The organism is Bacillus infantis NRRL B-14911, from assembly GCF_000473245.1.
GTDB lineage: Bacteria > Bacillota > Bacilli > Bacillales > Cytobacillaceae > Bacillus_AB > Bacillus_AB infantis.
Map to the genome: position 1 here is coordinate 3362567 of NC_022524.1, position 13138 is coordinate 3375704.

The 13138-nt window shown below is 47.3% G+C and carries 13 protein-coding genes; 1 reads left to right on the plus strand and 12 read right to left on the minus strand.

Going from position 1 to position 13138, the window contains the following annotated elements; all coding sequences use genetic code 11:
• Window positions 1-26: 26 nt before the first annotated feature.
• The 5 genes from N288_RS17070 to rpsU all read right to left on the minus strand — a co-directional run bounded on the left by N288_RS17070 (window position 27) and on the right by rpsU (window position 3781).
• Window positions 27-494, minus strand: coding sequence for a hypothetical protein (locus N288_RS17070; RefSeq protein WP_009791393.1), 468 nt, complete (start codon window positions 492-494; stop codon window positions 27-29).
• A 35-nt stretch (window positions 495-529) separates the two neighbouring features.
• Window positions 530-1528: a flotillin-like protein FloA gene (gene floA / locus N288_RS17075; protein WP_009791392.1), complete on the minus strand. Its 999-nt coding sequence runs from the start codon at window positions 1526-1528 to the stop codon at window positions 530-532.
• A gap of 51 nt (window positions 1529-1579) precedes the next feature.
• The gene (locus tag N288_RS17080) at window positions 1580-2920 is read right to left on the minus strand and encodes an NfeD family protein (protein WP_022544207.1); all 1341 of its coding nucleotides are present in this window, start codon (window positions 2918-2920) and stop codon (window positions 1580-1582) included.
• 226 nt (window positions 2921-3146) lie between these two features.
• Window positions 3147-3590, minus strand: a complete 444-nt coding sequence (locus N288_RS17085; protein ID WP_009791390.1) for a GatB/YqeY domain-containing protein — start codon at window positions 3588-3590, stop codon at window positions 3147-3149.
• 17 nt (window positions 3591-3607) lie between these two features.
• On the minus strand, window positions 3608-3781 hold the full coding sequence (gene rpsU, locus N288_RS17090; RefSeq protein ID WP_009791389.1) for a 30S ribosomal protein S21: 174 nt from the start codon (window positions 3779-3781) through the stop codon (window positions 3608-3610).
• Between the two features lie 243 nt (window positions 3782-4024).
• Between rpsU and N288_RS17095 the strand changes: the two genes are divergently transcribed.
• A complete protein-coding gene (locus tag N288_RS17095; protein ID WP_009791388.1) occupies window positions 4025-4945 on the plus strand; it encodes a Na/Pi symporter in 921 nt (306 codons plus the stop codon).
• 49 nt (window positions 4946-4994) lie between these two features.
• Here N288_RS17095 and deoC read toward each other — a convergent pair whose 3' ends face one another.
• The 7 genes from deoC to grpE all read right to left on the minus strand — a co-directional run bounded on the left by deoC (window position 4995) and on the right by grpE (window position 13042).
• Complete coding sequence (gene deoC, locus N288_RS17100) at window positions 4995-5666, minus strand: deoxyribose-phosphate aldolase (protein WP_022544208.1); 672 nt, start codon at window positions 5664-5666, stop codon at window positions 4995-4997.
• Window positions 5667-5897: 231 nt separating this feature from the next.
• Window positions 5898-7250, minus strand: coding sequence for a tRNA (N(6)-L-threonylcarbamoyladenosine(37)-C(2))-methylthiotransferase MtaB (gene mtaB, locus N288_RS17105; protein ID WP_009791386.1), 1353 nt, complete (start codon window positions 7248-7250; stop codon window positions 5898-5900).
• A gap of 5 nt (window positions 7251-7255) precedes the next feature.
• Complete coding sequence (locus N288_RS17110; protein WP_009791385.1) at window positions 7256-8002, minus strand: 16S rRNA (uracil(1498)-N(3))-methyltransferase; 747 nt, start codon at window positions 8000-8002, stop codon at window positions 7256-7258.
• 143 nt (window positions 8003-8145) lie between these two features.
• Window positions 8146-9084 (minus strand): 50S ribosomal protein L11 methyltransferase, encoded by a 939-nt coding sequence (gene prmA / locus N288_RS17115; protein WP_009791384.1) that lies wholly within the window; start codon window positions 9082-9084, stop codon window positions 8146-8148.
• A 21-nt stretch (window positions 9085-9105) separates the two neighbouring features.
• Complete coding sequence (gene dnaJ / locus N288_RS17120; protein WP_009791383.1) at window positions 9106-10227, minus strand: molecular chaperone DnaJ; 1122 nt, start codon at window positions 10225-10227, stop codon at window positions 9106-9108.
• Window positions 10228-10558: 331 nt separating this feature from the next.
• Window positions 10559-12388: a molecular chaperone DnaK gene (gene dnaK / locus N288_RS17125; RefSeq protein WP_009796260.1), complete on the minus strand. Its 1830-nt coding sequence runs from the start codon at window positions 12386-12388 to the stop codon at window positions 10559-10561.
• A 30-nt stretch (window positions 12389-12418) separates the two neighbouring features.
• Window positions 12419-13042 (minus strand): nucleotide exchange factor GrpE, encoded by a 624-nt coding sequence (gene grpE / locus N288_RS17130; RefSeq protein ID WP_009796261.1) that lies wholly within the window; start codon window positions 13040-13042, stop codon window positions 12419-12421.
• Window positions 13043-13138: the final 96 nt, after the last annotated feature.

The window sequence follows — 13138 nt, forward strand, 5'->3', positions numbered from 1 at the left end:
TCTTTTTATTCGTTAATGCCGCCCGTTCAGCGTCTGTGCAGCCTGCGCGGGTTCTTTGACCGGGGGGGCCCGAGGATTTCTGACCAGACTATTGCGTCCGCAAGCTTTTCCCGGCTTACTGCAGCCCGTCCGGCAGGTTCAGCTTTAGTGCTCTTCTCAGGTTTTCCAGCAGCATTGCGTGCATTCTGAACCCTTCTTTCCAGCAGATCCTGCCTTTCAGAAAGCCTCCTTGCGCGTTCTTCTGCCTGCACTTTTCTTTCCTGATAATAAGACTCCATGCTTTCGAGCGTTTGCCGTCCTGCTTCCTTAACCGGTACAGCCGGTTTTTCCTCCGGCTCATACCCGGCATCGGCATACGGTCCCGGTTCAGGCTCCGCATTCCCCTGCTGCTGTGCCGGTCCCGTAGTGCCGCCGCGTTTTGCCTTGCTGAAAAGTGAGGAGATGATGCCGATCAGCACAACTAGAATAAATGGATTTTCCAATAAGAATTCCAAGGAGAATCCTCCTTTCCCAGCATATTCCCGGCTAGTTAGTCATTATTTTTCCCATCCATGCCTGGATCTGTTGTTCTTCCAATTGAACCCCTCATATCCGTATCAGCAGATATATTCTGGATGTTCATGTAATCCATCACCCCGAGATTACCTGACCGGAGAGCTTCTGACATCGCAAGGGGGACTTTGGCTTCTGCTTCGACAACCTTTGCTCTCATTTCTTCTACTTTTGCTTTCATTTCCTGCTCCTGGGCAACGGCCATTGCACGCCTTTCCTCAGCCTTAGCCTGGGCGATCTTCTTATCTGCTTCCGCCTGCTCAGTCTGAAGCTCAGCACCGATATTCTTGCCGATGTCCACATCCGCGATATCAATGGACAGGATTTCAAATGCCGTGCCTGCATCAAGGCCCTTGGACAGAACTGTCTGAGAGATCATGTCAGGATTTTCAAGTACTTTCTTATGATTATCCGAAGAACCGATAGTCGAAACAATCCCTTCACCTACACGGGCTACGATTGTTTCTTCCCCGGCTCCCCCTACAAGCCGCTCAATATTTGCCCGGACCGTGATCCGCGCTTTAGCTTTGACTTCTATCCCATCCATTGCCACACCGGCAATGAACGGTGTTTCAATCACCTTAGGATTGACGCTCATTTGTACAGCTTCCAGAACGTCACGTCCAGCAAGGTCGATAGCGGCGGTTCTCTCAAAGCTCAATTCAATATTGGCCCTGTGTGCGGCTATCAGTGCGTTTACAACCCTATCCACATTACCTCCGGCCAAATAATGGCTCTCAAGCTGATTTGTTGTAACATCCAGACCCGCTTTATGGGCTTTAATCAAAGGATTGATGACCCTATTCGGGATGACCCGGCGGAGCCTCATTCCAATCAACGTGAAGATGCTGACCCTGACGCCTGCCGCCAGGGCGGAAATCCAGAGTGCCACTGGTACGAAAGTAAACAGCACCGCCAGCAGAATAACGGCCAAAACCACGGCTACTAAAATAAATACAGTTCCTTCTCCTAACATTATGTTCCTCCTTAAAATCTATTTGTCATCCCTGTTTCCACGGGAGTCCATTCATTGATCGGCTTTTTTTTCCATATCAAGCATTTCTCTCACAACAATCCGGGAGCCTTCTGCTTTTACGACCCTTAACCTTGCCCCTTTCTGGATAAAACCGCCTTCGCTGACAACATCGATTCTTTCATCCTCGAGCACAGCCGTCCCGGCCGGCCTTAATGCAGTCAGAGCATAGCCTTCAAGACCAATAAGCTCTGCACGCGTCTTGTTTGAGATATACCCTTTCTCAGTGCTTGTCGAATCGCTCAATATAATTTTCCTGAAGAATTTCATTTTTTTACCAAACACCTTTATCATTAAGATGGATACCAAAATAGAAATGCCAATGGCAATCAAAATGGATACGGCCGTATGGACAACGTTGTCAGTTGCAAGAAACAAGCTTCCTACAACCGAAACAAGGCCTATTGCCCCGGCAATCCCTCCTGGAAGGAAAAACTCCAGTATGATCAGCCCCAGGCCGACCAAAAACAAAACGATGGACTCATATCCTGCCAGGCCTGCAACCATATGGCCGTAAAAAAACAGCAGGAGGGCAGCAAGTCCCATCGATCCCGGGATGCCGAATCCCGGCGAGTAAAGCTCAAGCACAAGTCCCAGGCTGCCGACAGACAAGAGAATCGGCACAACAACCGGGTGGGTGATAAAACGGGCTATTTTCTCTGCAAAGCTTTCATCCAGGCTCCTGATCTCTGCCCCTGAGTAGCCAAGAGTGTCCAGCAGTTCATCAAGAGATGAAACAGTGCCTTCAGAATACCCTGCCTGCTCTGCCTGCTCTGATGTCAAAGTGAGAAGCTTCCCTTTTGGGGCGCCATATTCCGGCAGATCAACCGACTCATCCGCCATGGCCAGTGCTATCTCCGGATCCCTGCCAGACTGGTTAGCAGCACTCTTCATTGCACTCAGCCAATAGGATTCCGCTTTCTTTCCTGCGGTGTTCCCTGATTGATCGATAATGGCAGCAGATCCCATGACAGCACCAGGCACCATGTATATTTCATCCATATTCAAAGAGATATAGGCACCGGCCGACAGGGCCTGATTATTGACAAAGGACACCGTCTTCAATTCTGTTTCCGCAAGCAGCTTGCCTATTTTCCCGGCAGCATCCACTGCGCCCCCAGGTGTATCCATTTCAAAAATAATGGCAGAAGCCCCATTCTCTTCAGCGGTGCTGACAGCCCTGTTCAAAAATGCATAAAGGCCTTTTTCCACTGTTTCTTCAATGGGAACAACATATACCACTTCATTATCAGCATTCCCTTTTTCGGGAATCAGCATAATCATCAGGATGCCCAAAAACGCCAGCAGAGTGACTGCCCTTCTGAGAGCCACCATTTTCTCCTCCTTTCCCAAACAAAAGTTAATCTTCTTTTACTTACGTTTTAAAAAGAAAAAAGATTCATTTTTAGCACATTTTCTCTGTTCGGCATTATTTTTTCCTATGTAATAGTTTTTAACAGCGGCACACCTTCCATACGTACCCTGAATTTATTGCAATATGCCGCTCACAAGCAATAAAAAGACCGCAGGCAGATTGCTTGCGGTCTTTTGGCATACTTTTTCATGAAAGGTGTTGTTGTACAAGTTTATTTACAAGTGAGCCGTCCGCTTTGCCTTTTACTTTAGGCATAATGGCAGACATCACTTTTCCCATATCGGCTTTTCCTGATGCTCCAGTTTCTTCGATTGTCTCCTGGACAATCTTTGATACTTCATCCTCAGACAGCTGCTTGGGCATATATAGCTCGACGAATATCAATTCGTTCCGCAATTTTTCAACAAGGTCTTCACGACCTGCTTTTTCAAATTCATGGAGGGAGTCCTTGCGTTGTTTCACTTCGCGAGAAAGGACAGTTAACTCCTGCTCTTCGTTAAGCTCTCCGCCAAGCTTGATGGCTTCATTCTGCAGAGATGCTTTAATCATCCGAATGACAGTGAGTTTATCTTTTTCTTTGTTTTTCATCGCTTGTTTCATATCATCATTTAAACGCTCGAGAAGACTCATAGTTGATACACCCTCTCTTAGAACTTACGTTTTCTAGCAGCTTCGGACTTCTTCTTGCGCTTTACACTAGGTTTTTCGTAGAATTCGCGCTTTCTCGCCTCTTGTAAAGTACCTGTTTTAGATACAGAACGTTTGAAGCGACGAAGAGCATCTTCAAGCGATTCGTTCTTTTTAACGACTGTTTTAGACATTCTCTTTCCCTCCCTCCGAGCACAACACACTTACATCAGAAACATAGATTTCCATGTACCTTGCAATTATAATATAACAGTGATACAAGGTCAACTGTAATTCATCACGGGCAGGTGCAGTTTTTTTTTTGCAGGCTCTGTCCTTTCATTTAATTTACCATAGAAGCGGTAAAATTAAACCCTTTTCGCAAGGCATGTCCAGTCCCGTTCCTTCATAGAGTTTAAATGAAGGAGTGAGAACGCATGCTGCTGATTATCCTGTTTTTATTGTTGATTATTTTTTTCATATACGGAATGGCACTGTTAAGATCAGGGTTATACGGACTTTCCGGTGATTCATTCAAGCGGAAGATCGCCGCTTACACCCATTTCCCCTGGCAGGGGATGCTGGCAGGAATGCTGATTACTGCTGTCCTGCAAAGCAGCTCTGCTGTTATGGTGTTGACTATCGGCCTTATTTCCGCCCGGATCCTGACCTTCCCCCAATCGATCGGCATCATCTTGGGAACAAATATTGGAACGACGTTTACAACAGAATTCATCACCTTCAATATCGAGTCTCTCATCATCCCCCTGGCAGCAGCCGGGTCGTGCCTTATCTTATTTGGCAGAAAGGCACTGAAGCATATTGGCATGGGAATCCTTGGCATCTCCATTGTACTTTCCTCGATGAAGGGCTTTGAATTTCTAGCTTCCCCGCTGCAGGGTGTCCCTTTTCTGACCGATATTCTCGGGCTTATGGAGAACAGCCATCTGACCAGTGCGGCAGTTGGCATGGTGCTGACAGCGATCATCCAATCCAGCACTGCGGCTGTGGGGATCATCATGGGGTTTCTGAACGGCGGGATCATAGAATTGGATACAGGCATAGCCTTTATGCTCGGAGCCAATATCGGGACCTGCCTCACTGCCTATCTTGCATCCATTGGCGCAGGGAAGGAGGCGCGCCTCACTGCCTTTGCACATATCTGGCTGAATATAGCGGGAGCAGCCCTTTTCCTCCCTTTCATAGCCTCCCTTTCCTCATTCGGCGAATGGGCAGCGGCCGAACCGGATGTCCAGCTGGCACATGTGAGTGTATTATTCAATGTGCTCACTTCTTTAATGGTACTGCCGTTTGCTGAACATTTTGGAAGGTTAATTATGAAGATCCATGACAAATAAAAAAAGACAGGCCAGCAATTGATGCTTGCCTGTCTTTTCCATTTAGTAATCAGTAATCTGAATCGCTCGTTAATCCATTAACGATCGCCACTCCGGAGCTTGCACCGATTCTTGTAGCTCCTGCTTCAATCATCTGCTGAGCATCTTCGGTGCTGCGGACACCGCCTGATGCTTTAACACCGATTTCAGGACCGACTGTTTTTCTCATCAGCCTGATATCTTCAACGGTTGCGCCCCCGGTAGAAAAACCTGTAGAAGTTTTAACAAAATCTGTGCCTGCTTTTACAGCCAGCTCACATGCCAGGACCTTCTCATCCTCTGTAAGGAGGGATGTTTCAATAATGACCTTTGTAAGTGCCTTCCCTTTTGCCGCCTCAACGACTGCACGGATATCTGCTTCTACAAGATCACTGCTGCCGCTCTTTAATGCACCGATATTAATAACCATATCTACTTCAGTTGCGCCGTTCTCAATGGCATTTTTAGTTTCAAATGCTTTTACCTCAGGTGTTGACGCCCCCAGCGGAAAGCCGATGACAGTGCAGACATCTACGCCTGAACCCTCCAGCAGTTCACTCGCGTAGCTGACCCACGCAGGGTTAACACAGACAGACGCGAAACTGTATTCTTTAGCTTCTGAACAAAGTACCTCAATCTGTTCTTTTGTCGCATCTGCTTTCAATAATGTATGATCGATCATTTTTGCTACATTAGTTGCCATATCAATGGTTCTCCTTTCAACAAACAAGTTGTCCGTACCTCTACATCATACCATTGTCTTATCGAAAAAAGTAGCTGAAATTATGGGTTTTAATCGTTTTTTGCAATCGTTTTCTTCATCCCGTCTATTTTTTCTATATTAAAAGGGAAATATGTAGCCCGAAGAGTCCTCCGGCCGATTTTTGACAAAAAAAAGAATGGGGAACACTCCCCATTCTTTTTTATCACATACTTAGACAGCCGCTTCTTCGTATACAGCATCCTCGTCAACGACCCGGACAAACTGTCCTTCATTAAAAGGATAGCCTGCCTTGGATATCTTGACTTTCACGATTTTCCCTACCATCTCTTCTGATGCTGGGAATACGACTTTCAGGTAGTTGTCAGTATACCCGACATAAAGCCCGCTCTCAGGATCTTCCTTGTAAATTTCCTCAGGAATGACTTCAAGCACCTCATTTTCAAACTGTGATGCATATTCCTTTGCCAGCTGATCGGAAAGGGAAATAAGGCGGTGCACCCGCTCATTCTTAATTTCCTCATCAATCTGGTCTTCCATCCGGGCTGCAGGTGTCCCGGTCCTTTTTGAATAAGGGAACACATGCAGCTCCGAGAATTTATGCTCTTTGATAAAATTGTAGGTTTCCATAAACTCTTCTTCGGTTTCACCAGGGAAGCCGACAATAACGTCAGATGTGACGGCAAGGCCGGGAAGCGCCTCTTTTAGGCGGTCAAGGCGCTCTGCAAAGAATTCCATTGTGTACTTTCTTCTCATTCTCTTAAGTACAGTATTAGAGCCTGACTGCAGAGGAATATGCAGGTGCCTTACGACCACTTCAGACTTGTCCATCACCTCAATCACTTCATCAGTGATCTGGCTTGCTTCGATAGAGGAAATGCGAAGACGCTTCAGGCCTTTTACCTGTGCCTCGAGATCCCTTAGCAGCATGGCAAGATTGTAATCCTTCATGTCTTCTCCATAGCCGCCTGTGTGGATGCCGGTCAGGACAATTTCCTTATAGCCTGCATCGACAAGCTGCTGCGCCTGGCGGATGACTTCCTGCGGATCGCGGGATCTCATCAAGCCCCGTGCCCACGGAATGATGCAGAATGTACAGAAGTTATTGCAGCCTTCCTGAATTTTCAGGGAAGCGCGTGTCCTGTCCGTGAAGGCAGGAACATCCAGTTCTTCGTACACACGGTTTTTCATAATATTTCCGACAGCATTGATCGGTTGGCGTTCTTGTTTATACTGTTCGATATACTCCAGCATCTTGACCCTGTCCTGTGTACCCACGACGATATCCACACCAGGTATGGCCATTATTTCTGCAGGCGAGGTCTGGGCGTAGCAGCCTGTTACACAGATTACGGCATCAGGATTCTTCCTGATCGCCCTTCTGATGACCTGGCGGCTTTTTTTATCACCTGTGTTTGTTACTGTACAAGTATTGATTATATATACATCGGATGCAGATTCAAAATCTGTCCGTTCGTAGCCTTCTTGCTTAAACAATTGCCAGATTGCTTCTGTTTCATAATGATTCACCTTACAGCCAAGTGTATGAAAAGCAACTGTTGCCATTGTATTCACCTCATTAGTTCAAAATGATAAGAAACAGCCGCAAGCGCATATAGCGGCGCTGTTTCAGTACGCAATATCCTCGGGCCAAGTCCGCATGACAAAAATCCATTGTCCTTTAAGAGTGCAACTTCCTTTTCCGAGAGGCCGCCTTCCGGGCCAAACACCATGAGAAGGGACTGCCCCTTTTCCATGCCCGACAAAAGAGATGCAAAAGCAGAGCTTTCCCCGTCTTTGGCATCTTCTTCATAGGCAATCACTTTACGGTCATAGCCCTTGCCCAGGTCTATCAGCTCTTTCATGCTCACAGGCTGGAGCACATCAGGCTGCAAATCTCTATGAGACTGCTCAGCCGCTTCTTTGGCGATTTTCTGCCAGCGTTCTGTTTTCTTTCCCGCTTTCTTCTCATCCCATTTTACAATCGAACGGGCTGCAGTAAAAGGGATAAACACTGAAGCTCCAAGCTCTGTCCCCTTTTGGATGATCAGTTCGAGCTTATCCCCTTTAGGCAATCCGCTCGCTATTGCAGCTTTGATTGGAAGCTCTGAGCTCGCTTCCTTCCATTGTACTACTTCCGCAATCACTTGTTCATCGGTAATTTCTTCAATCCGGCATACCGCACTCCTGCCGCCGCGGACGGCACAAATAATGCTGTCCCCTTCCTTCATGCGCATGACCCTTGTAATATGGTGGAAATCGTCGCCTGCTATGATGAATCTGCCATCCTTATCCCGATTTGTAAAATATCGCTGCATGGCTGCACCTGCCTACCTTTCCTTATTGCAAATGCCGTATGGCTGCTGCAAATCCGCCAAACGGAAAAAAGGGATTTTGAAGGACATGGGGTGTATCCCAGCTTCAAGTACTCCCGTTTTTCCCGTCCAGTCAAATATTTGTCTTATTTATTTTTGGCAATGATGGCGACCCAGTCTTCCATCTGCAGGATTTCTTCAATTTCGAACCCGGCCTGGATGATTGCCTCTTTGACCTGCTGCTTTTTCTGCTGAATGATGCCAGATGCAATGAAGCGTCCGCCTTTTTTCACCGTTTTGGCCACTTCATCTGTAAAGCGCAGGATGACCTCGGCCAGAATATTGGCAACTACGACATCGGCCCCTTCCTGGACTCCGTTTAACAGGTTGTTCTGCGAAACACTTACAGTCTCATGCACCTTATTCAGCTTAATGTTAAGCCTTGCAGACTTAACAGCCACTTCGTCAAGATCAAGTGCTTCCACTTTTTCCGCCCCGAGCATGGCGGCAGCAATGCTGAGCACACCTGAACCGGTTCCGACGTCAACGACTCTGTCCCCTTGTGCCACCGTACGCTCCAGCGCCTGGATGCACATGACTGTCGTCGGATGTGTCCCGGTGCCAAAAGCCATGCCCGGATCAAGCTCGATAATCAATTCATCGCTGCTTACAGGCGTATAATCCTCCCAGGTCGGCACAATGGTGAACCGTTCAGATATTTTAACAGGATTATAATATTTTTTCCAGGCCGTGGCCCATTCCTCTTCGTTCACTTCACTGATCGTCACTTTATTAAGCCCGATATCAATATTGTAAAGGATAAGGCCATTGATGGCTTCCTTAATTTCATCCACCGTCTCGCCCAGGAAGCTGTTGACCGGAAGATAGGCTTTCACAATAACGCCTTCCTCTGGGTAATCTTGCGGATTGAGCTGGTAGATTTCACCGAATTGATCTTCTCTGTCTTTAATCAAATCAAACGGATCCTCAATGACTACTCCGCTTGCTCCGGCTTCATGCAAAATGTTTGAAATCGGTTCAATCGCCTCATTTGTTGTATGAATGCTGATTTCTGACCATTTCATTCTCTACCAACTCCCATTCCTTTATTCACCCTTAAAGGCTCTTTTTACCTTTGCGAAAAAGCTTTCTTCCTGTTCACCCTGCGGCACTTGGCCGCTCACTTCGCCAAACTCCTGCAGAAGCTGTTTCTGTTTTTCTGTCAGTTTTGTCGGCGTGACAATCCGCACAAGTATGTGCTGGTCGCCATTTCCATAGCCCCTCACATTCGGCACGCCTTTTCCTTTCAGGCGGAAGCGGGTGCCTGTCTGAGTCCCGGCAGGAACCTTCAGTTTCACTTTTCCGTGGAGGGTCGGCACCTCGATCTCATCACCAAGTGCTGCCTGGACAAAAGTGATTGGCATTTCACAGTAAATATCGTCAGCTTCACGTTCAAAGAATTCATGGCCCCTGACATGGAATACTACATATAGATCTCCTGGAGGACCGCCGTTAATTCCTGGTTCCCCTTGTCCGGTCACGCGCAGCTGCTGTCCGTCATCAATGCCGGCCGGAATTTTTACATGGATCTTCTTCCGCTTGGTCACTTTGCCTGTGCCGCCGCAAGTTTGGCATTTTTCTTTGATTTCTTTGCCTGTGCCGCTGCAGTACTGGCAGACCCTTCTGTTGACAATCTTGCCGAACGGCGTATTCTGCTCAACATTCAGCTGGCCGGAGCCATGGCAATGCCGGCAAGTTTCAGGCTTAGTGCCAGGCTTGGCCCCTGAACCGTCGCAAGTCTCGCATGTTTCTTCCCTCGGTATTTCAATATCAGTTTCTTTTCCGAATACCGCTTCTTCAAAAGAAAGGGACATTGTATATTGAAGATCGGCCCCCTGCCTTGGTGCATTCGGATCCTTTCTCCTTCCACCGCCTCCGAAGAAAGTACTGAAGATATCCTCGAATCCGCCGAAGCCGCCTCCGAAATCTCCTCCTCCAAAGCCCTGGTTGGGATCTGTATGGCCAAACTGGTCATAGTGGGCGCGTTTCTGATCATCACTCAAAACTTCGTATGCTTCTTTTACTTCCTTGAATTTCTCATCTGCGTCCGCTTCTTTATTAATATCAGGATGATACTTTTTTGAAAGCTTGCGGTAGGATTTCTTTATTTCATCCTTGCTGGCACTTTTGCTGACCCCCAGGACCTCATAATAATCCCGTTTGCTCATGAATTTCACACTCCCCGGTCATTTCACATAAAGATTATTGTATCACTCTATAAAGAAAAAGTGCAATAGTTAAACTAAAAGCGGAGGCGGCTTGTTCAGGCCCGACAAGCTTAAGACAAGCAGAGCGGAAGGTTGTTCTTTAACCTTCTGATCTGCTTGGCTTAAGACCTCGAGGGCCTAGCCGCCGGAGCTGGATAAACTAAAAGCGGAGGGCGCTTGCCCTAATAAGGAACGCAGGCTAATCACCTGGCCTAATCACTGCTCCAGATTAAGAAAAAAAGCCAAAGTCAAGTGGAACCTGACTTTGACTTTTATATCCTGCTGCCTGCTATTATTTTTTGTCGTCGTCGTTTACTTCTTCGAATTCTGCGTCCACGACATTGTCATCTCCGCCTTGGCCTTCAGCACCCTGAGCTGCCTGAGCCTGCTTCGCTGCTTCTTCGTAGAGCTTCATAGAAAGATTTTGCACGATTTCCTGAAGGGCGTCCTTTGCAGTGCGGATCTCTTCCAGCTCGTTCTTTTCGATTGCCGCCTTCAGTGCATCCTTAGCTTCGTTCGCTTTCGCAACTTCCGCTTCATCCACCTTGCCTTCAAGATCCTTTAAAGTTTTTTCAGTTGTGAAGACTAGCTGGTCTGCCTCATTGCGAAGCTCCACTTCTTCTTTGCGCTTTTTATCTGCTTCTGCATTTTCTTCTGCTGCCCTGACCATTTGCTGGATTTCATCGTCAGAAAGGCCTGTGGAAGATTTAATTGTAATTGTCTGCTCTTTGTTTGTTCCAAGATCTTTGGCGCGTACATTGACGATGCCGTTTTTGTCAATATCGAAGGATACTTCGATTTGAGGTATGCCGCGCGGTGCCGGCGGGATATCAGTCAATTGGAAGCGGCCAAGAGTTTTATTGTCAGCTGCCATTGGGCGTTCACCCTGAAGCACATGAATGTCAACAGCAGTCTGGCTGTCAGCAGCTGTAGAAAATACCTGGGACTTGGAAGTCGGGATTGTTGTGTTGCGCTCGATCAGCTTTGTGAACACTCCGCCCATTGTTTCGATTCCAAGTGATAATGGCGTTACATCCAATAGGACTACATCTTTAACATCTCCGGAAATGACTCCGCCCTGGATCGCTGCGCCCATAGCAACAACTTCATCAGGATTTACGCCTCTATGAGGGTCTTTTCCAACTTCCTTCTTGATTGCTTCCTGAACTGCAGGAATACGGGTTGAACCGCCGACAAGGATGACCTTATCGATTTCTGATGGAGAAAGCCCGGCATCTTTGAGCGCCTGGCGCGTAGGTCCCATTGTACGTTCTACAAGGCCCGCTGACAGTTCATCAAACTTCGCTCTGGACAGTGTAACCTCCAGGTGAAGAGGACCTGCATCCCCTGCAGTGATGAACGGAAGGGAGATTTGTGTAGAAGTGACGCCGGACAAATCTTTCTTCGCTTTTTCAGCTGCATCTTTCAAGCGCTGAAGCGCCATTTTGTCTTTTGAAAGGTCGATGCCGTTTTCTTTTTTGAACTGTTCTACTAGATAATCAATGACTACCTGGTCGAAGTCATCCCCTCCGAGACGGTTGTCGCCGGCAGTTGATTTAACTTCAAAAACTCCGTCGCCAAGCTCGAGGATGGATACATCAAATGTACCGCCGCCAAGGTCATAAACAAGGATTGTCTGGTCTTCGTCCATTTTGTCAAGACCGTATGCAAGAGCCGCTGCTGTAGGCTCGTTGATGATGCGCTCTACTTCCAGGCCGGCAATCCTGCCTGCATCTTTTGTCGCCTGGCGTTCAGCATCATTGAAATATGCTGGAACTGTGATAACAGCTTTCTCAACCTTTTCACCAAGATAATCTTCTGCATAGCCTTTAAGATACTGAAGGATGATAGCAGACATTTCCTGCGGCGTATATTCCTTGCCTTCTGCTTCCACTTTATGGTCTGTACCCATATGGCGTTTAACAGAAATGATCGTGTTTGGATTTGTAATGGATTGGCGCTTAGCTACCTCGCCAACCTGGCGTTCGCCGTTTTTGAATGCGACAACTGATGGAGTTGTACGGTTTCCTTCCGGATTCGGAATTACTTTAGGCTCTCCGCCTTCTAGAACGGATACACATGAGTTTGTAGTACCCAAGTCAATGCCAATGATTTTGCTCATGTTCCTTACCTCCCGATATATGTAGTTTTATTATTGGTTTACTTTTACCATTGCCGGACGGATGACCCTGTCCTTTAGCATGTAGCCTTTTTGGAATTCTTCCACAACTGTGTTGGATGCAAAGTTTTCGTCTTCAACCTGCATGACAGCCTGGTGCAGATGCGGATCAAACTCTTTTCCGACAGCCTCGATTGCTTCGGCGCCTTCTTTCTTGATCGCCTCCGCAAGACTGCGGTAAACCATTTCCATTCCCTGCTGGAGCGTTTTGGCCTGCTCATTGTCAGTTTCCATTTTCAGCGCTCTTTCGAAATTGTCAAGGGCTGGAAGCAGTTCAGTGATCAGTTTTTGTGCTCTATATTTTTCAGCCGCCTCCTGGTCAAGCTTTGCCCGGCGCCTGGAATTATCAAAGTCTGCCTGAAGACGGAGATAGCGGTTTTCTGCTTCCCCCAATTTCGCCTCAAGCTCTGCAATTTTTTCGTGTGTAGCCTTCAGCTCTGCTGAGTCTTCCTGGCCCATAGATGGCTCTTCACCATTTTCACCAGTTTCAGATGGTGCAGCTGATTCTCCGAAAACTGCTTCGATTGGCTCATTGCTGCCTTGTGCAGCGGCTGCTTCTTGTTCTTCTTCCTTTAAAAAGTCCTTATTGTCTGCCAACTAGTTCACCTCCCTTAAAGGTTAAGCATGCCTGGCGTGACTTGCATGCCATAGGACGCTGATTGGATATAAATATTTACACGCAATGAAAGGGAT